The sequence below is a fragment of the Nocardioides marmoriginsengisoli genome, from assembly GCF_003725695.1.
GTDB classification, from domain to species: Bacteria; Actinomycetota; Actinomycetes; order Propionibacteriales; family Nocardioidaceae; genus Marmoricola; species Marmoricola marmoriginsengisoli.
The window spans coordinates 146,183-164,939 of record NZ_RJSE01000001.1 but is presented as its reverse complement, the minus strand read 5'-3'; the positions used below and the strand labels follow the sequence as shown (position 1 = coordinate 164,939).

The 18,757-nt window shown below is 71.4% G+C and carries 19 protein-coding genes; 6 read left to right on the top strand and 13 right to left on the bottom strand.

Annotation, left to right across the window (positions count from 1 at the left end; all coding sequences use genetic code 11):
* Nucleotide 1: 1 nt before the first annotated feature.
* From EFK50_RS00820 to EFK50_RS00800, 5 genes are all read right to left on the bottom strand, one after another.
* Nucleotides 2-1,201 (bottom strand): acyl-CoA dehydrogenase family protein, encoded by a 1,200-nt coding sequence (locus EFK50_RS00820; protein ID WP_123225646.1) that lies wholly within the window; start codon nucleotides 1,199-1,201, stop codon nucleotides 2-4.
* A gap of 99 nt (nucleotides 1,202-1,300) precedes the next feature.
* Entirely contained in the window at nucleotides 1,301-2,449 is a 1,149-nt protein-coding gene (locus EFK50_RS00815) for a hypothetical protein (RefSeq protein ID WP_123225645.1), read from the bottom strand.
* A 14-nt stretch (nucleotides 2,450-2,463) separates the two neighbouring features.
* Nucleotides 2,464-2,709 (bottom strand): DUF6752 domain-containing protein, encoded by a 246-nt coding sequence (locus EFK50_RS00810; protein WP_246003968.1) that lies wholly within the window; start codon nucleotides 2,707-2,709, stop codon nucleotides 2,464-2,466.
* The gene (locus tag EFK50_RS00805; RefSeq protein WP_148046008.1) at nucleotides 2,706-4,271 is read right to left on the bottom strand and encodes a class I SAM-dependent methyltransferase; all 1,566 of its coding nucleotides are present in this window, start codon (nucleotides 4,269-4,271) and stop codon (nucleotides 2,706-2,708) included. Before EFK50_RS00805 ends, EFK50_RS00810 begins: the two co-directional genes overlap by 4 nt.
* A gap of 16 nt (nucleotides 4,272-4,287) precedes the next feature.
* Entirely contained in the window at nucleotides 4,288-4,986 is a 699-nt protein-coding gene (locus EFK50_RS00800; protein WP_123225643.1) for a phosphocholine cytidylyltransferase family protein, read from the bottom strand.
* A 114-nt stretch (nucleotides 4,987-5,100) separates the two neighbouring features.
* Here EFK50_RS00800 and EFK50_RS00795 point away from each other — a divergent pair, with 114 nt between their 5' ends.
* Nucleotides 5,101-5,646 carry a GNAT family N-acetyltransferase gene (locus EFK50_RS00795; protein WP_123225642.1) on the top strand — a complete coding sequence of 182 codons (546 nt, stop codon included), beginning with the start codon at nucleotides 5,101-5,103 and terminating at the stop codon, nucleotides 5,644-5,646.
* On the opposite strand, the gene EFK50_RS00790 is transcribed toward EFK50_RS00795, so the two are convergent.
* Nucleotides 5,609-6,496 (bottom strand): DMT family transporter, encoded by an 888-nt coding sequence (locus EFK50_RS00790; protein WP_221177225.1) that lies wholly within the window; start codon nucleotides 6,494-6,496, stop codon nucleotides 5,609-5,611. The genes EFK50_RS00795 and EFK50_RS00790 overlap by 38 nt on opposite strands.
* Before the next feature lie 85 nt (nucleotides 6,497-6,581).
* Nucleotides 6,582-7,478 (bottom strand): PhzF family phenazine biosynthesis protein, encoded by an 897-nt coding sequence (locus EFK50_RS00785; RefSeq protein WP_123225641.1) that lies wholly within the window; start codon nucleotides 7,476-7,478, stop codon nucleotides 6,582-6,584.
* Nucleotides 7,479-7,648: 170 nt separating this feature from the next.
* On the opposite strand from EFK50_RS00785, the gene EFK50_RS00780 reads away from it, so the two are divergent.
* From EFK50_RS00780 to EFK50_RS00765, 4 genes are read left to right on the top strand one after another with little or no spacing between them, the layout of a single operon-like run.
* Nucleotides 7,649-8,905: a magnesium transporter MgtE N-terminal domain-containing protein gene (locus EFK50_RS00780; RefSeq protein ID WP_123225640.1), complete on the top strand. Its 1,257-nt coding sequence runs from the start codon at nucleotides 7,649-7,651 to the stop codon at nucleotides 8,903-8,905.
* Entirely contained in the window at nucleotides 8,905-9,564 is a 660-nt protein-coding gene (locus EFK50_RS00775; protein WP_123225639.1) for a DUF1003 domain-containing protein, read from the top strand. The genes EFK50_RS00780 and EFK50_RS00775 overlap by 1 nt, the downstream gene beginning before the upstream one ends.
* A gap of 19 nt (nucleotides 9,565-9,583) precedes the next feature.
* A complete protein-coding gene (locus EFK50_RS00770; RefSeq protein ID WP_123225638.1) occupies nucleotides 9,584-10,756 on the top strand; it encodes an Mrp/NBP35 family ATP-binding protein in 1,173 nt (390 codons plus the stop codon).
* Nucleotides 10,757-10,791: 35 nt separating this feature from the next.
* Complete coding sequence (locus EFK50_RS00765) at nucleotides 10,792-11,139, top strand: sec-independent translocase (RefSeq protein WP_123225637.1); 348 nt, start codon at nucleotides 10,792-10,794, stop codon at nucleotides 11,137-11,139.
* Between the two features lie 98 nt (nucleotides 11,140-11,237).
* Here the strand turns inward: EFK50_RS00765 and EFK50_RS22785 are convergent, their stop codons facing one another.
* The 3 genes from EFK50_RS22785 to sigE form a co-directional block, all read right to left on the bottom strand.
* Nucleotides 11,238-12,671, bottom strand: a complete 1,434-nt coding sequence (locus EFK50_RS22785; RefSeq protein ID WP_123225636.1) for a S1C family serine protease — start codon at nucleotides 12,669-12,671, stop codon at nucleotides 11,238-11,240.
* A gap of 4 nt (nucleotides 12,672-12,675) precedes the next feature.
* Complete coding sequence (locus EFK50_RS00755) at nucleotides 12,676-13,158, bottom strand: anti-sigma factor family protein (RefSeq protein ID WP_123225635.1); 483 nt, start codon at nucleotides 13,156-13,158, stop codon at nucleotides 12,676-12,678.
* Nucleotides 13,159-13,261: 103 nt separating this feature from the next.
* Nucleotides 13,262-13,900: an RNA polymerase sigma factor SigE gene (gene sigE, locus EFK50_RS00750; protein WP_123225634.1), complete on the bottom strand. Its 639-nt coding sequence runs from the start codon at nucleotides 13,898-13,900 to the stop codon at nucleotides 13,262-13,264.
* Nucleotides 13,901-14,100: 200 nt separating this feature from the next.
* Here sigE and EFK50_RS00745 point away from each other — a divergent pair, with 200 nt between their 5' ends.
* Nucleotides 14,101-14,751, top strand: a complete 651-nt coding sequence (locus EFK50_RS00745; protein WP_123225739.1) for an O-methyltransferase — start codon at nucleotides 14,101-14,103, stop codon at nucleotides 14,749-14,751.
* Between the two features lie 6 nt (nucleotides 14,752-14,757).
* Here EFK50_RS00745 and EFK50_RS00740 read toward each other — a convergent pair whose 3' ends face one another.
* Genes EFK50_RS00740 through EFK50_RS00730 form a run of 3 tightly spaced genes read right to left on the bottom strand, consistent with a single transcriptional unit; the run spans nucleotide 14,758 to nucleotide 18,469 of the window.
* Nucleotides 14,758-16,350, bottom strand: a complete 1,593-nt coding sequence (locus EFK50_RS00740; RefSeq protein ID WP_123225633.1) for a GAF domain-containing sensor histidine kinase — start codon at nucleotides 16,348-16,350, stop codon at nucleotides 14,758-14,760.
* 59 nt (nucleotides 16,351-16,409) lie between these two features.
* The gene (locus tag EFK50_RS00735) at nucleotides 16,410-16,856 is read right to left on the bottom strand and encodes a MarR family winged helix-turn-helix transcriptional regulator (protein WP_123225632.1); all 447 of its coding nucleotides are present in this window, start codon (nucleotides 16,854-16,856) and stop codon (nucleotides 16,410-16,412) included.
* Complete coding sequence (locus EFK50_RS00730) at nucleotides 16,853-18,469, bottom strand: MDR family MFS transporter (RefSeq protein WP_123225631.1); 1,617 nt, start codon at nucleotides 18,467-18,469, stop codon at nucleotides 16,853-16,855. The genes EFK50_RS00735 and EFK50_RS00730 overlap by 4 nt, the downstream gene beginning before the upstream one ends.
* Nucleotides 18,470-18,757 lie beyond the last annotated feature (288 nt).

The following is an 18,757-nucleotide window of genomic DNA, read 5'->3' as shown; positions in this document are numbered from 1 at the left end:
GTCAGTTCTTGCTCTTGTAGTCCTTGAGCATCGCGTTGCCGATGATCATCTTCTGGATGTCCGAGGTGCCCTCGCCGATCAGCATGAACGCGACCTCGCGGTAGAGCCGCTCGATCTCGTACTCCTTGGAGTAGCCGTACCCGCCGTGGATCCGGAACGAGTCCTCGACGACCTCGTGGGCGTACTCGGAGGCGACCATCTTCGCCATCCCGGCCTCGACGTCCATCCGCTGACCGGTGTCCTTCATCCGGGCCGCCTTCACCATCATGGTGTGCGCGACCTCGACCTTGGTGGCCATCTCCGCGATCCGGAAGAGGATCGCCTGGTGCTTGGCGATCGGCTTGCCCATGGTCTGGCGCTGCTGGGCGTACTCGACGCCGAGCTCGAAGCCGCGGATCGCCAGGCCGCAGGCGCGGGCGGCGACGTTGACGCGGCCGACCTCGACGCCGTCCATCATCTGGTAGAAGCCCTTGCCGGTCTCCCCGCCGAGGATCTGGTCCTCCCGGACGACATGGTTCTCGAGCACCATCTCGGTGGTCTCGACGCCCTTGTAGCCCATCTTGTCGATCTTGCCCGGGATGGTCAGGCCGGGAGCGGTCTCGCCGAAGCCGGCTTCCTTCTCGATCAGGAAGGTGGTCATGTTCTTGTAGACCGAGTCGGCACCCTCGTCGGTCTTGCACAGGGTGGCGACCAGGCGCGACTGGGCGCCGTTGGTCAGCCACATCTTCGAGCCGGTGATCGAGTAGCTGCCGTCGGCCTGCTTGACCGCCTTGGTCGAGACCGCCGCGACGTCGGAGCCGAGTCCCGGCTCGGACATCGAGAACGCTCCACGCATCTCGCCGGTCGCCATCTGGGGCAGGTACTTCTGCTTCTGCTCCTCGGTGCCGTGCTGCATCACCATGTACGCCACGATGAAGTGGGTGTTGATGACACCGGAGACGCTCATCCAGCCGCGGGCGATCTCCTCGACGCAGAGCGCGTAGGTCAGCAGCGACTCGCCGAGACCGCCGTACTCCTCGGGGATCATCAGGCCGAAGACGCCGAGCTCCTTGAGGCCCTCGATGATCTCGGCCGGGTACTCGTCGGCGTGCTCGAGCTCCTGGGCGACCGGGATGATCTTCTCGTTCGTGAACGCCTGGACAGCCTTGAGGATCTCCTCCTGGATGTCGTTGAGTCCCTCGGTCTGGGCCAGTCGAGCCATGGTGATGACGTCCTTCCGGTGACGGTTGGTGCCGCGCAGGCACCGCCCGATATTACCCGTCGGTACCGGTGTGTGGAGCCTCGCCGACCATGACACAGGTCACGGCGAGGGCGTGTCCGAGCGGGACAGCACCCGGCCCAGCCACGGCCAGCGGTGCACCAGCGCAGCCCGCAGCGGCGGCTCGGCCTGAGCCTTGGCCAGCTGCCGCTGGAGCCGGTTCCGCTCCTTGGTCAGGTCCCGGACGTCGTGCAGCATCCGGCCGGCGAGGGCGGTCGCCGTCGCGGCCACCTCGGCCTCGGTCACCGTGCCGACGGTACGGCGCTCCGGCAGCTCGGCGGGGACCCGCAGGCTCTCCAGGTCGCCGACCACGTCGTACCCGGCCTCCCGGATGTGCGCCACCGCCGCCTCGCCGCGCGCCCGGCAGTCGGCGATCGCGTCCGGGTCCGGCCAGAACCGGTCGCCGCCGCGCGGCACCAGCCGCTGGTCGGCCAGGAAGGTCCGGATGTAGACGCCCTTGTCGAACGGCTTGTCGAAGTCGTCGTCCTGCAGGTGCAGGTTGATCCGGCGCAGCGTCTCGGCCTCGACGACGCCCATCGACTCGTTCGGGAAGCTCGCCGACAGGTCGAACGCGGCCGGGTCGAGCCCGATCAGCGCGGCGAACCGCTCCCAGATCAGCGATCGCGGCGACTCCGCCCCGGGCAGCGGCAGCACGTGCACCTGCGCCGGCGGCAGCGCCGGTGCCCACCGCTCCAGGACCAGCCGGACGTCGAGGGTGCGCCAGTTCCAGATCGCCTGCGAGCTCTCCGAGACGGGTGCGGTCGCGTACTCCGCCATCGTCGCCGTCTCGCGGTTCTTCAGGCTCTCCTGCCAGCTGCTGGCGAAGAGCCCGACCGGCTCCCGGGCCGTCACCACGAGGTGCACCTCGGCCGGGGCGAGCGCGTCGATCATCGCGACCGCCTGCTCGGCGGAGGCGCCGGCGAAGAACTCGTGGCTGATCACGGCATTGCCGTCCCAGGCGGCGATCTCGGCGCGAAGCCGGTCCCACGCCGTCCGCCGGCGCTCGTCGTACCCGGCGAGGTTCGGGTCCTCGCGCACGATCCGCGACGACCAGAGGTGGTCACGACGCTCGCGCCCGGGGAGCAGCACCCCCTGGGAGCGCATCAGGTCGCGATCGGCCCACATCAGCGTCTGGAGGTAGGTGGTCGCCGTCTTCGGCAACCCGAGGTGCAGGAAGACCTTCGCAGCCATGGCTCAGGCCTCAGTCAGAGCGAGCGCTCGAACTTCGCCAGCGCCGCCTCGATCCGGGCCGGGTCCTGCGAGGCCACCGGCGCCATCAGCTCGGAGACCAGGTCGACGAGCTCGCCCACCCGGACGTTGAGGTTGCGGTTCTCCTGGACTTCGGCCTCGAGCTCGGTGATCCGCTGGAACAGCTCGTCGACGATGCCGCCGCCGGCCGCGTTCGCGACCTTGCGGGCCACCCGCTTCCGCAGGCCTGTCTTGTCGGTCACCTTTGCCACTCCGCCACCAATCGTGCCAACGGCCGGCCGGGAGCTCCGGACGGCTTCACCTCGTGGGTGTTCTCCTGATGAACGATAACGGCTCCGTGCCGCTCCAGCTCCGCGACGATCTCCGCCACCGGAAGCGGGGTGAGCAGCGCCTTCTCGGTGCGCTCACGACGCTGCCCGCGCAGGAACTCCAGGTAGAGCCGGCCGCCGTCGCGCAGCGCCAGCTCGCAGAGCCGCCAGGTCGCCTCGCGCGACACCTCGGACTGGGCGTCGATCAGGTTCCGGGCCAGGATCACCTTGGGCCCGGGCGTGTGCGCCAGTCGGATGGCCTCGCTCATCCAGCTCCGCAGCGAGTTCAGGTTGACGTCCTTGACGACCAGGTCGAGCTGCTCGTCCCCGGCGACCTTCTGCACCGCCAGCGAGGCCTGCTTGACGAAGTCCAGCGCCCGCACCCGGGCACCCTGCCGGGCGAACCAGAGGCTGTCCCCGCCGCGACCGGCGCCGAGGTCGACCAGCAGCTCGGGCATCCCCTCGCGCTCGACCAGCAGCTGGGCCAGCGCGCTCGGGCCGTCCTCGGGCAGCTTGTTCCGGGTGGTGCTGAACCGGCGCTCCCACTCGTTGCGCAGCACCCGGATGCCGCGGAACCAGCCGTTCAGGCGCCGGTACGTCGTCCGCGGCGTGGTGAAGTGGTACGCCGGGTCGGGCACCTTCCAGCCCGGGCCGTACATCGCCTCGAGCAGCTTCTCCGGCCGGGCCGGCGCCGGCAGCGTGCGCCCTTCGAGGACGGTGGTTCCGAGCGGGTAGATCCACTCCAGCTCGAACGGCGCGCCCACCTCGCCCATCAGGTACAGCATCGCCGGGTTGTCGCCGTACGGGGCCGCGATGAAGCCGCCGAAGACGTCCAGGCCGCGCTTGGAGCCGTCGCCCTCGAGCACGTCGATCCGGAACGCGATCCCGGAGTAGCGGTAGGTGTCGTAGCCGCGCTCGGTGATCCGGCGCTGGACCTGGAACGACTCCCGGATCACGTCCACCGGGTGGCTGTGCTTGCTGACGTAGCCGAGGTCGGCGTCGCTGTCGTGGCCGATCAGCTTGCCGGCGCGGACCGCGCCGAGCAGGGTCCCGTACGCCGGGAACGCCTCGATCCCGGCTTCCTTGATGACCCCGAGGACCTCCTCGAGGGAGTCCAGCAGCGGCGCGACGTGCTCGGCGCTGCGGGTGTCGAAGGTCAGCATCAGCTTGTTGGTCTTGTCGAGGCCGAGCGGCTGGCCCTTCTCGTTGACCACCGCGATCCGGTCGCCGCCGGTGCCGAAGGTGAGCTCCTCGTCGAAGAGCGTGGTCTCGGTGACGTGCGCGACCAGGCTCAGCCGGGTGACGCCGTCCAGGAAGCGGCGCAGCGCGTTCGGCCAAGCGACGTACCGGCCGCCGGCCTCGGGCACGCTATCGCGCTGCAACCAGAACGACCACACCCGGCGGCCGTCGAGGCGGACGTCGACGACGTCGTCCTCGGTCGCCCGAAAGGTGATCCCGCGGTCGTCGACCCGGATCGCCTCGACCTTGGGCGCCACGGCGGACAACGGCGTCTCAGCCCTGAACGAAGGCGTTGGCGCGGGTGAGGTCGTCGTCGAAGTCGACCTCGACCACCTGGTACTGGGAGATGTCGACGGCCTCGATCCGGATGCCGTCCTTCTCGATCGCCAGCTCCAGACCGCGCTCGAAGTAGTCCTGCTCGCCGGCCTCCTCCAGCCGCGCGATCAGCGCCGCCTTCTGGTCCGCCGAGATGTAGTTGATGCCGACCGCCTCGCCGAGGCCGCCGACGACGGTCTTGGAGAGCTCGGCGATGTAGCCGTCCGCGTCGAGGGTGTACTTGACCTCCTCCTCAGCGACCGACTCGGTGTTCACCGCGACGAAGGAGTGCCCGGCCTCGATCTTCTCGTGGATCAGGCCGAGGACCCGCGGGTCGAAGACGACGTCGCCGTTGAGCCACAGGACGCCCCCGGGCTGGCTGAGCCGGAGCGCCTTGAGCAGGCTCTTGGAGGTGTTGGTGGAGTCGTAGACCTCGTTGTAGACGAAGGAGATGTCCGGCATCGCCTCGATCACCAGGTCGAGCTTGAAGCCGACGACCGCGGTCACGAAGACTTCCTCGCCGTACGCGTCCCGCAGCGAGTTCACGGCTCGGCGCATGATGCTCTCGCCGGAGGTCAGCGGCGTGAGCGGCTTGGGGTGCGGCTTGCCGAGGCGGGTGCCCAGACCGGCGGCGAGGATGACTACCTGGATGGCCACGCGGCCCTCCCTTTCGGAGTTGCGTCGCCCGGCTGCGAGCGATCCGAGACATCCTAGGACGAGAGCCCGGAAAACCAGGTGTCGCCTGGCTCCGGGCCGTGTCAGAGTGGCTCGATGCTGCTGCAGACCGACCGGCTGACGATCCGCGACTGGGCGCTCGAGGAGGCGCCCGTCGCCCTCGACATCCTCAGCCGCGTCGAGGTGGTCAAGTGGCTCGGCGACGGCGAGCCGGTGCTGACCAAGGACCTCGCCGAGGCGACCGAGAAGATCGAGCGCTGGCGCGGTCGCGACGACCCGCCGCTGGGGCACTGGGCCTGCGAGGTCACCGACGGCGGACCGCTGCACGGCCGGGTGATCGGCACGGTGCTGCTGCTGACGCTGCCGAACAGCGACGGCGAGGTGGAGATCGGCTGGCACCTGCACCCGGACGCCTGGGGGCACGGCTACGCCCCGGAGGCCGCCCGGGCGGTCCTGGCACGCGGATTCGCCGGCGGCCTGCCCGAGATCCACGCCGTCACCCACCTGACCAACGACAAGTCGATGACGGTCTGCCGGAAGATCGGGATGGTGCACCTCGGCACCACCGACAAGTGGTACGACGACCCGTCCCAGCACTACCGGCTCACCCGGGAGGAATGGACCGCCCAGCAGGCTCGCTGAGCACCACCGCAGCCATCCCGCCGAGGATCAGCAGCAGCCCGGCGACGGCGCCCCAGCCGGGCACCTGGTCGAGCCAGACGCCGGCGATCAGCGCCGCGCCCGGGATCTCCAGCAGCAGCGCCAGCGACACCACCGTCGGGGTCACCGTGGCCAGCAGGTGGTTGAAGACCGAGTGGCCGAGCAGCTGCGCCGTCGCGGCCAGCAGCGCCAGCCAGGCCCACTGCTCGGCGCCGTAGCCACCAAGGCGCTGACCGGCGACGAGCGCGGCCACCAGCAGGACGAGCGCCGCGACCCCGTACACGCCGGCGGTGTAGGTCGTCGTGCTGACCCGCTGCCGCAGCCGCCCGCCGAGGATCGCGTACGCCGCCACCGCGGCCGAGCCGACCAGGGCGAGCCCGTCGCCGGCGAGCGCCCGCGAGGACACCGAGAGGTCGACGCCGGAGACCACGATCGCGCCGACGGTGGCGACCAGGACCCCGAGCACGACCCGGGCCGGGACCGGCCGCCCGGTGACCAGGTCCCAGCCGACCACCCAGATCACCTGGAGCGAGACGATCGCGGTGCTCGACGCGACCGAGGTCATCCCCAGCGAGGTGATCCAGAACCCGAAGTGCGCCGCCAGGCAGGCTCCGGCCACGACGATCAGCACCAGGTCGCGGCGGGCGAGCCCGGCGACCTCGGCGCGCCGGCGGGCCACGACCACCGGGACGAGGACGCCCGTCGAGAGCGCGTTGCGCCAGAACGCGATCGCCAGCGCCGGCACTGCCAGCTGGGCCATCAGCGGTGCGGCCAGCGAGACCGCGGCGACCCCGACGGCGAGCAGGGCGAGGGTGCGCGGGGTCAGCGTCACCGGGCGCCCCGGCCGAACCCGGCCCCGCCGAATCCGACCCCGCCGAATCCAGCCCCGCCGAACCCGCCCCGAGCGAGGGCGCCGCTCACGGCGTGCGCGCCGTCGGTCGCCGGATCTCGCCGTGCGCCACCGGGTGCACCTGGCCGGCGACCCGGACCCTCGCGGCGGTCCCGTCGGCCACCTCCACCGCGCCGGTCAGGACCGACGGCCGGCCGATCTCCAGGCCCTGGCGGATCCGGTACCCCGCCGGCAGCGGGATCCCGCGGGCGACGAGCGCCATCCCGAGTCCGGCCGCCGCCGACCCGGTGGCCGGGTCCTCGGCGCCGGCCAGCCCGGGCACGAACACCCGGCTGTGCACCGGCAGCGGCGCGCCGTCGCCGACCGCGTGCAGGTTGATCCCCTCCAGCGGGTCGAGGGTCTCCGGCAGCGCCACCACCTCGCGCAGCCGCCGGGACCCGAGCCGGGCCCGGGTGACCGCGTCCTCGGAGACCGGGAGGTGCACGAAGGAGAGCCCGGTCCCGGCCACCCACGCCTCACCGGCCTGGTCCGCCGAAGTCAGGCCGATCTCGGCGAGCAGCGCCTCGACGGCGGCGTCCTCCAGCGGGCCGACCAGGTCGCGCGGGGCGGCGGTCAGCTCGACCAGGTCGTCGAGGAACCGGATCCCGACCTCGCCGGCTGCGCACTCCTGGGTCGCCGTACCGCCGGCCAGCGCGCCTTGGGCGCGCAGCACCCAGGCGGTGCCCAGGGTCGGGTGCCCGGCGAACGGGATCTCGCCGCCCGGGGTGAAGATCCGGACCCGGTACCGGTCCGGCCCGACCGGGGTCGGGAAGGTCGTCTCGGAGTAGTTGAACTCCCGGGTGATCGCCAGCAGCTGCGCGTCGGTCAGCCCGGCCGCGCCGTGCACCACGGCCAGCTGGTTGCCGGCGAAGGGGGTCTCGGCGAAGACGTCGACGACGTCGTAGGAGAGCACGGTGTCCGTCATGGGCCCATCCTGCCCGCCGGGCACCGGTCTGTCCTGCCCGGAGCCGGGCCGACGTGGCGACCCGTCACAAGGCGTCACCACCGATAGGCTGGTCTCTCGTGATCCTCACTTCGTTCGTCCACGCGCTGTCGACCGCTCGAGCCAGCTCGGGCGCTCGGTAGGCTCCGCGTGTGAGCACGACACCGACCCGCGTCTTCGCAGCCCGGCTCGCCGGGCTGCCGGTGTTCGACCCCCAGGGCGACCAGGTCGGCAAGGTCCGCGACGTCGTGGTGGTGCTCCGTGCCGACGTCCGCCAGCCCCGGGTGGTCGGCCTGGTGGTGGAGGTCTTCGGGCGCCGGCGGATCTTCGCGCCGATGACCCGGGTCACCAACATCGACTCCGGCCAGGTGATCACCACCGGCCTGCTGAACATGCGCCGCTTCGAGCTCCGCGCCGCCGAGACCCTGGTGATCGGCCAGATGCTCGACCGCAAGGTCAAGGTGAAGAGCACCGGCGTCGAGGGGATGGTCTTCGACGTCGCGATGGAGCAGGCCCGGACGCGTGACTGGGTGCTCTCCCGGGTGGCGCTGCAGGAGACCAGCAAGGGCTTCCGACGCCGCGGCCAGACCCACGTCGTCGAGTGGAGCGACATCGACGGCCTGCACCGGCGCGAGGCCAACCAGGGCACCACCCACCTGATCGCGGCGCTCTCCGACCTGAAGCCGGCCGACGCCGCCAACGTGATCCACGAGCTGCCGCCGGAGCGTCGCGCCGAGCTGGTCGCGGCCCTCGACGACGAGCGGCTGGCCGAGGTCATCGAGGAGCTGCCCGAGGAGGACCAGGTCGAGATCTTCGCCGCGCTCTCCCAGGAGCGTGCGGCGGACGTGCTCGAGGAGATGTCCCCGGACGACGCCGCCGACCTGATCGCGGACCTGCCGCCGGAGACCGCTGCCCGGCTGCTGGAGCTGATGGAGCCGGACGAGGCCGAGGACGTCCGCCGGCTGCTCGAGTACGGCGAGGAGACCGCCGGCGGCATGATGACGCCGGAGCCGGTGATCCTCTCCCCCGACGCCACCGTCGCCGAGGCGCTGGCCCGCGTCCGCAGCGAGGAGCTGACCCCGTCGCTGGCCGCCCTGGTGCACGTCTGCCGGCCGCCGCTGGAGACCCCCACCGGCAAGCTGATCGGCGTCGCGCACATCCAGCGGCTGCTCCGCGAGCCGCCCTCCGAGCTGGTCGCCGGCGTCCTGGACACCGGCCTGACCTACCTGCACGCCGACGCCAGCCTGGAGGACGTGGCCACCTTCCTGGCCACCTACAACCTGGTCGCGGCGCCGGTGGTCGACGACGAGGGCCGGCTGCTCGGCACCGTCACCGTCGACGACCTGCTCGACCACCTGCTCCCGGACGGCTGGCGCGACCGCCGGATCGAGCAAGCGGGGTCCGCGTGATGACGCCGGAGCCGCGGAAGCCGGAGCGCCGCGCGACCGAGAAGAAGGTCGTCGACAAGAAGGTCGACGACCGGCTGCGGGCACGCCTGGACCAGCCCCAGGAGGTCCGGCGCTCGTTGGTCGGCCGTTCCCTGGCACGACGCCCCGCGGGCGACCAGGACCGGTTCGGCTCGTTCGCCGAGCAGTTCGCCCGGTTCATGGGCACCGCGCGCTTCCTGATCTACATGACGATGTTCGTGCTGATCTGGATCGTCTGGAACCTGGCGGCGCCCCAGGACATCCGGTTCGACGACTACCCGTTCATCTTCCTGACCCTGATGCTCAGCCTGCAGGCGTCGTACGCCGCCCCGCTGATCCTGCTCGCGCAGAACCGCCAGGAGCTGCGCGACCGGGTGATGACCGAGCAGGACCGGCAGGCCAACACCCGAGCGCACGCCGACATGGAGTTCCTGGCCCGCGAGGTCGCCTCCCTGCGGATGGCGCTCGGCGAGGTCGCGACCCGGGACTTCCTCCGCTCCGAGCTGCGCGGCCTGCTCGCCGACCTGGACCAGCGCGAGCCCGAACCGGAGCCCGATCCGGAGCCCGATCCTGGCCCGGAACCCGAGGGTGACCAGGTTCATGCCCCCGCGGACCAGGATCCGGACAGGGCCTCCGGCTGACGGACGTAGACTGGGGGCCATGACTTCCCCTGTCCTCGAGCAGATCCAGGCCGCCCTGGCGACCGTGAACGACCCCGAGATCAAGCGTCCGATCACCGATCTCGGGATGGTCGAGTCCGTCGACATCGACGACACCGGCAAGGTGTCCGTCAAGGTGCTGCTGACGGTCGCCGGCTGCCCGCTGAAGGACACCATCACCAGGGACGTGACGGCCGCGGTCTCGAAGGTCGCCAGCGTCACCGCCGTGGACCTCGAGCTCGGCGTGATGACGGCCGAGCAGCGCTCGGGCCTCAAGGACATCCTGTCCGGCGGCCAGGCCGGCCAGGCCCAGCGCGAGATCCCGTTCGGCAAGCCGGACTCGCTGACCAAGGTCTACGCGATCGCCTCCGGCAAGGGCGGCGTCGGCAAGTCCTCGGTCACCGTGAACCTGGCTCTCGGCCTCGCCGCCCAGGGGCTCAAGGTCGGCGTGCTCGACGCCGACATCTACGGCCACTCGATCCCGGCGATGTTCGGCATCGCCGACTCCCAGCCGACCCAGGTCGAGGACCTGATCATGCCGGTCCCGACCGCCAGCGGCGTCTCGGTGATCTCGATCGGGATGCTCAAGCCCCGCCGCGACCAGGTCGTCGCCTGGCGCGGCCCGATGCTCGACCGGGCCCTCGTGCAGATGCTCGCCGACGTGTACTGGGGCGACCTGGACGCGCTGGTCCTGGACCTCCCGCCGGGCACCGGCGACGTCGCGATCTCGCTCGGCCAGCACCTGCCCAGTGCCGAGGTCATCGTGGTGACCACGCCGCAGGAGGCCGCCGCCGAGGTCGCCGAGCGCGCCGGCACGATGGCGTCGATGATGCACCAGCGCGTCATCGGCGTGATCGAGAACATGAGCTACCTGGCCTGCCCGCACTGCCTGTCCGAGGGCAAGGACCACCGGATCGACCTGTTCGGCTCCGGCGGCGGCGCCCGGGTCGCGAAGACCCTGAGCGAGCGCTTCGGGTACGACGTCCCGGTGCTCGGCGAGATCCCCCTGGACATCTCGCTGCGCGAGGGCGGCGACGCCGGCAAGCCGGTCGTCGAGGCCGACCCGACCTCACCGGCCGCGCGGGTGCTGCACAAGATCGCCGCCGACCTCTCCGGTCGCGGGCGCGGGCTCGCCGGCCTGCAGCTCGGGCTGACGCCGTCGTCCCGGTTCTGAGGGACGGCCCAGGGGCCACGCTCTAGACTCGCTGCATGTTCGGAGTAGGACTGCCGGAGCTGGCGGTCATCATGGTGATCGGGATCATCGTTTTCGGTCCAGACAAGCTCCCGGACTACGCCCGCCAGGCCGGCCGGATGGTGCGGCAGCTGCGCACCTTCGCCCAGTCGGCCCAGTCCGACCTGCGCAACGAGCTCGGTCCGGAGTTCGCCGACCTCAAGCTGACCGACCTCGACCCGCGGGTGGCGATCCGCAAGCACATCCTCGAGGCGATGGACGAGGACGACCTCGCCACCGCCCAGGCGGCGATGGCGTCGCCCGGGAACGGCGGTCCCGCCCTGGAGCCCGGCGAGCGCCCTCCCTACGACGTCGACGCGACCTAGTCGCCGAACGGGCCCGCGTCCCGGACATCGCCGTCCCGGACATCGAGCCTGTCGAGATGCGGTGACGAACGCGCAGAGGTCACCGCGTCAGTCCGGGCTCACCCGGTCTTCGCGACCAGACCGACCTTGATCTTGAGGGTCTTGCTCCCCCGCTTCACCGTCAGCTCCACCGTGTCGGTGACCAGGTGCGAGCGGATCGCGACCACCACGTCGGTCTGGTTGGTGACCCGATCCCCGTCGACCGCGGTGATCACGTCGCCGACCTTGAGGTCCGAGCTCGCGGCCGGCGTACCGGCGGTGATCTCCTTGACCTCGGCACCGCCGCCGCCCTCGGTCCCGCGGACGCTGACGCCGATGACCGGGTACTGGGCCTTCCCGGTGCGCAGGATCTGGTCGGCGGTGACCTGGACCTGCTCGATCGGGATGGCGAAGCCGATGCCGATGTTGGACCCCTCCTGACCGGCGCTGGCGCCCAGGGTGGCGATGGCCGAGTTCACCCCGATCACCTCGCCCTGGAGGTTCGCGAGCGGCCCGCCGGAGTTGCCGGGGTTGATCGCGGCGTCGGTCTGGATCGCGTTGATGAACGAGGCGTCGTCCCCGTCGCCGGTGCTGACCGGGCGGTGCACGGCGCTGATGATGCCGCTGGTCACCGAAGCGGACAGCGAGAGCGGCGACCCGAAGGCGATCACGGTCTCGCCGACGCGCATCTGGTCGGCCGAGCCGATCGCGGCGGGCTGCAGGTTCGCGGAGTCGTCCACCTTGAGCACGGCCAGGTCGTAGACGGGGCTGCGCCCGACCACGGTCGCCTTGTGGTGCACGCCGTCCTGGTCGATCACGTCGATCGGGCCGTCGTCCTCGGCGGCCTCGGCGACGACGTGGTTGTTGGTGATCACGTGGCCCTGCTTGTCGAAGACGAACCCGGAACCGGTCGCCCCCTGGGCGCGACCGCCGAACTCGGCGACGATCTGCACGGTGCTCGGCAGCAGCTTCTGGGCGACGGTGGCGACACTGGCGTTGTCGTCCGGGAGCGGCTGCGCGGTACGCCGCTCGACCTTCAGCACCCCGCCGGAGGAGTTGTTGTCGTCGTTGGCCAGGGTGCCGCCGAGGAAACCGCCGCCGATGCCGAGCAGCAGCGCCAGGACGCTCACCAGCGGCCAGGTCCACCCGGGGACGCGGGCGCGCTCGGGCTTCGGCGGGGCCGGGACCGACAGGTACGGCGGCGGCACCGGCGCGCCCCAGGCCTGCTGCGGCGGGTACTGCTGCTGGTACTGCGGCTGGCCGGCGTAGGTGGGCTGCTCGGCGTAGGGCTGCGGGGGCGTCTGCTCGGGGTACGGAGCGACCGCCGGCTGCACGCCGTACGGGCTCTCGTACGGCGGCGGCTGCGTGTCCGCACGGGTCTCGTCCCCGCCGGGAGGCGTCATCTCCTCCGGCAGCTCGTACGGCGTGGTCGGCTCGTACTCGATCGGGGCCTCGTACGGGAACCCGGCCGGCGCGTCGTCGGAGGCCGGCCCGGTGTTGTCGGTGTCGCTCACACGCCTATCTTGACCTACCGCCGAAGGCGGCGTTCTCGATGTCCGCGCTCAACCCGGTGCCGGGGGCGTTCCGGGGGACGCCGTTGCCGATCATCGCGGGGCTCGGCTGGCCGGGAACCTCGCCGCGGCTGACCGGCGGAGCGGTCACCGTCATCAGCGCGATCACGGCGATCCCGACCGAGCTGGCGCCGGCCACGGCGACCGCGGCCCGGCGGCGGGTGGAGCGGCGCTCGATCTCGTCGACGGCCGCCCAGGCGTCCACGTCGTACAGGGTGCCGAGCAGTCCGGCCGGCGCGGCCACCTGACTGGGACCGGCACCGAGGCCGGCGAGGCGCTGCTTGATCCAGCCCTCGCGCTCGACCAGGCGACGGCAGCCGGGGCAGCCGAGGATGTGGCTCCAGGCCCGCTCCTCCTCCGCCGCGGAGAGCTGACCGTCGACGAGCGCCGAAGCGCTCGACCCGATGTGGCCGTGGAGCTTGAGGATCACGGCGCGAGCCTCCGAGCGCCCGAGCTTGCTCGAGGCCCCGCCAGCGGCACTGCGGTGCGGTCACCGGGGTGCGGCGACGTGGCGTTGACGAGCGAAGCGAGGATCACTGCGCTCGGCCCACCAGCTGCGGGCCGGAGACGCGCACCCGGCCAGGGGTCGGGGCCCGGTGCGCCAGCGCCTTGCGCAGCATCGAACGACCGCGGTGGATGCGCGAGCGGACGGTGCCCATCTTGACGCCGAGGACGTCGGCGATCTCCTCGTAGGAAAGGCCCTCGACGTCGCAGAGCACGACGGCCGCGCGGAAGTCCGGGGCCAGCGCGGCGAGGGCGGCCTCGACGTCGGCGTCGAACATCTGGTTCAGGTAGGCCGCGTCCGGGGTCGCGACCGGGCTCGGCAGCCGGTTGTCGGCGTCCTCGGGCAGCGCGTCGAAGCGGATCCGGCTCTTGCGCCGGGCCTGGTCGAGGAAGAGGTTGGTGGTGATCCGGTGGATCCAGCCCTCGAAGGTCCCCGGGGTGTAGGTATGCAGCGAGCGGAAGACCCGGACGAAGACCTCCTGGGTCAGGTCCTCGGCGTCGTACGGGTTGCCGGTCAGCCGGTAGGCGAGCCGGTACACCCGGGCCGAGTGGTCCTCGACGATCTGGTCCCAGGACGGAACGGCGGGCGCGTCCGTGCCCAGGTGCTCACTCGAGGACTGGCTCATGGCGGGCTCCTTGGTTCGGTTCGTGTCGAGACGACGGACCATCGACTGCTGGGACCTCCACGCTAGGAACTGAAGTTGAGAGCGACCTGAGACCGCCCTGAGGGTCGACAATCAATCGTCTCACCTCGTGCGACCACGGTCACGTCGGAAGAAGAACGGCTGGGAACGCCGAAGTGTTCCCGCGATCCGACCCGGTGGCGGCGGTACAGTCCACCCAACGCACATCCGACCAGGAGGACGTCATCGTCACCGCACCGAAGCCCGCGAGCTGGAGCTACTCCGAGGAGTACGTCGCCGAGGACACCGTCCTGGCGAATGCTCGGGCGCGTGCGGAGGAGGTCGGGGTCGACCCGATCGGTGCCGGCAGCGGCGCAGCCCTGCGCTTCCTCGCCTCGGTCCTCGATGCCCGGGCCGTCGTCGAGATCGGCACCGGCACCGGCGTCTCCGGGTTGTGGATGCTGCGCGGGATGCGTCCCGACGGGGTCCTGACCTCGGTCGACACCGAGGCCGAGCACCAGCGGCTCGCGAAGGAGACCTTCACCGAGGCCGGCATCCCGTCCCAGCGCGCCCGGCTCATCCCCGGCGCGGCCCTGGAGGTCCTGCCCCGGCTGACCGACGGGCACTACGACATCGTGTTCGCCGACGGCGACAAGCAGGAGTACCCGGAATACCTCGGCGAGGCGCTCCGCCTGCTCCGCCCCGGCGGTGTGGTGGCGTTCGACAACGCGCTCTGGCACGACCGGGTCGCCGACCCCGCCCAGCGCGACCCCGAGACGATCGCGATCCGCGAGCTCTGCCGGGTCGTCAACGAGCACGAATCCCTCGTCCCCGCCCTGCTCCCCGTGGGCGACGGGCTCCTGCTGGCCAAGAAGGTCTGGCTCCCCGAAGCCTGAGCTCGCTCAGGCTTCCAAGGGGACGTGCCACTCCAGCAGTGTCCCGTGCGGTTCCTCGAGCCCGATCCGGAACCCTCCGCCGGCCTCGACGGCCCGGTCCCGCATGTTGCGCAACCCGCTCTCGGCGACCTCGCCGTCGATCCCGCGCCCGTTGTCGGTGATCCGGAGGAGCAACCTCCCCTGGGAGACCTCCACCTCCACGACGCAGGCGTCCGCCTCGGCGTGACGCGCCACGTTGGAGAGCGCCTCGCGCATCGTGGCGATCAGGTTCTCGGCGACCTCCACCGGTACGGCGACGTCGACCGGGCCGCGGATCCGGACGAAGGGCGTGAAGCCGAGGATCTGGACGTACTCCTTGGCCAGGGTCCTGATCTCGGTCTTCAGCGACCCGCCGTCGTCGTGGCGCAGCTCGAAGATGGTCGAGCGGATGTCCCGGATGGTCGCGTTGAGCTCGCTGACCGCCTCGCCGAGCCGGACCTTCGCCTCGTCCAGCAGCACCGTACGACGGAGGCCCTGGAGCTGGAGCGCGGTCGCGAAGAGCCGCTGGATCACGGTGTCGTGGAGGTCGCGGGCGATCCGGTCGCGGTCGGCGATCAGCACGTGGTCCTGGCGGTCGGCGAGCGCCTGGGTCCGGTCCAGCGCGAGCGAGGCCTGGCCGGCGAAGGCCACGAACAGGTCGAGGTCGGGGCCCTCTACCCCGAGCGCGGCATCGTCGAGGACGACGACGAGCAGGTGGTCGGGGGCGACCTGGGAGAGCACCGGGACGACCAGCCGGGTAGTCCCGCCGACCCTCCCGACGATCGCCGCCTCCGAGGTCGTGCTCGCCGTGGCCAGGGCCGCGCGCATCCCGTCGACGAGCTCGCCCACGGAGATCCCGGTAGCGGCCTCGGACGCGGCGCGGTCGACGCCGACCACGACCGGACCGTCGTCGGCGTCGCGGACCACGACGACCAGCAGCGCGTCCGCGACCGCGCGCAGGTGCGCGGCCACCCCGGCGAGCGCGTGCGCGGACCGGGCCGCGTCCTGCAGCTGGTCCGACATCGCGACGCTGGCCTCGAGCCAGCGGTGCCGCTGCTGCGCGGCCGCATGGGTCCGGGCGTTGCCGATCACGAAGCCGGCGACCTGGGCGAGCACCTCGAGGAGCCCCTCGTCGGACTCGGTGAACGACGCGCCGCCGGCCTTCTCGGTCAGGTAGAGGTTGCCGTAGACGCGGCCGTCGACCCGGACCGGCACCCCGAGGAAGGTCGTCATCGGCGGGTGGTTGGCCGGGAAGCCGACCGACCGCTCGTGGTCGGAGAGGACGTCGAGGCGCAGCGGCTGCGGGTCCTCGATCAGCACCCCGAGGATGCCCTTGCCGGTCGGCAGCGAGGAGATCGCCGCGATCTCCTCGTCGGCCAGGCCGTGGATCACGAAGTCCGCGATCTCACCGTTCTCGTCCAACAGGCCCAGGAAGCCGTACCGCGCGCCGGTCAGCGTGCACGAGGCGCGGACCAGCCGCTCCAGGGCGCCTCGCAGGTCCAGGTCGGAGCTGATCAGCAGGACCGCGTCCAGCAGGCTGGAGGTCTCGCGTCGCCCGGCGAGTCCAGAGTCGTCGTCCACCGGACGACTCTATGTCCGTTCCGTCCGTTTCGCAGCCGAAACCGGTCCGTCGCCGCGGGTCACTCCGGGCTGACGTCGTTGAACCGGGCCAGGCCGGCGGCGAGCTCGGCGATCTCGTCGGTCCCCCAGTCCGAGAGCCGCTGGTCGAGGTGCTTGCGGCGACCGGCCCGGGCCTCCTCGAACCGGGTCAGCGCGGCCGGGGTGGCGGCCAGGATCTGGGCCCGGCCGTCGTCCGGGTCCGGCGTCCGCTCGACGAACCCGAGCTCGACCAGCTGGTGCACCACCCGGCTGACGGCGCCCTTGTCGAGCGCGAACATCTCCGCCAGCTCGCGGGCCCGCCGCGGCCCGAAGTCGACCAGCGTGAAGAGCAGCGAGTACGACGTCGGGTGCAGGTCCGGGTGCACCAGCGCGGCCCGCTCGGCCGTCCCCCGGCGTACCCGGCGCAGCAGCATCGCGATCTGGTGCTCCAGCGAGGCGGTCGCCTCGTCGCGGTCGGCGGTGCTCATCGGGCGACCCTGACGACCTCGGCCTCGACGACCTCGTCGACCACCGGCTCCAGCAGCGGCTCCGGTACGGACACCGTGGTCCGCAGCGGCACCTCCTTGATGAACAGCACCGCGACCAGCGCGAGCACCGCGAACGGGGTGGCGACCAGGAACAGCTCGCCGGTGGCCGACCCGAAGGCGTGCTCGAAGACCTCGCGAACGGGCGCCGGCAGCGACGACAGGTCCGGGATCTCGTGGCTCTGGTGGCCGGTGTCGCGGATGCCCAGGTGGGCCAAGCCGGTGCTCACCTTGTCGGCGACCTGGGCACTGAGCAGCGCGCCGAGGGCGGACACGCCGATCGAGCCGCCCATCGACCGGAAGAAGGTCACCACGGCGCTCGCCGAGCCGATGTCCGACTCGGCCGCGTTGTTCTGGACGGCCAGCACCAGGTTCTGCATCGTCGACCCGAGGCCGACGCCGACCACGGCCATGAAGAGCCCGACGACCACCAGCGGCGTCCGCTCGTCGATGGTGCTGAGCAGGACCAGGCCGGCGATCACCAGGACCATGCCGCCGACCAGGAAGCCCTTCCAGCGACCGGTCGCGGTGATCACCCGGCCGCTGACGATGCTGGAGACCAGCAGGCCGCCGACCATCGCGATCGACATCAGCCCGGCGTGCGTCGGGGTCATCCCGCGGGCGATCTGGAAGTACTGCGACAGGTAGACGGTGGCGCCGAACATCGCGACACCGACGAAGATGCTCGCGGTCACCGCCAGCGACGTGGTCCGGTCGGCGAACAGGTGCACCGGGATGATCGGCTCGACGGCGACCTTGGCCTCGACGTACACGGCGGCTGCGAGCAGCAGCACGCCGAGCGCGACCAGCAGGTAGCTGGTGCCCGAGGTCCAGCCGAAGTCGTTGCCGGCCAGCGACACCCAGATCAGCAGGGTCGAGACGCCACCGGCGATCAGGCCGGCGCCGAGGTAGTCGATGCTGACCTGGCGCCGTACGACGGGCAGGTGCAGGGTCTTCTGCAGCACCACGAAGGCGATCGCCGCGATCGGGATGCCGACGTAGAAGCAGGAGCGCCAGCCGAGGCCGGGCACGTCGACGAGGAGGCCGCCGATCAGCGGCCCGCTGACGGTGGCGATCGCGAACACGGCACCGATGTAGCCGGAGTACCGGCCGCGCTCGCGGGGCGCGACCATCGAGGCGATCACGACCTGGACCAGGGCGGTGAGACCGCCGACGCCGAGGCCCTGGAAGGCGCGGGCGCCGATGAGGACGCCCATCGACGGGGCCAGTGCCGCGATCAGCGACCCGATCACGTAGATGACGAGGGCGGACTGGACGAGCAGCTTCTTGTCGAAGAGGTCGGCCAGCTTGCCCCAGATCGGGGTCGACGCGGTCATGGTCAGCAGGGTGGCCACGACGACCCAGGTGTAGCCGGACTGGCTGCCGTTCAGGTCGCTGACGATGCTGGGCAGGGCGTTGGAGACGACGGTGCTCGAGAGCATCGCGACGAACATCGCCAGGAGGAGGCCGGAGAGGGCCTCGAGGATCTCGCGGTGCGACATCGGGCCGGGATCGCCGGCCGGTGCCCGCACTTCAGACGGAAGGGTGGAAGTCATAGTTGTATTCTGCAACTATTTAGTTGCGTTGCGCAACCGTCTGTGAGGCGGCTCACCTCGTCTCGACAGGCTCGACGTCCGGGAGTCGAGGCGGCTCACCTCGTCTCGACAGGCTCGACGTCCGGGAACGCAGCGACCCGCAGGCGTGGGCCGAAGGGCCCGGGCCGGTGGACTACCGGCGCGCCTGCGGGTCGGGTGGCTGCTGTGGATTCGCCGGCAGCCGCCAGCGATCGCCCCGGTCGGCTCAAGGAGCGGAAGGGGCTCGGGTGCTGCTAGCTAGCAGCCACC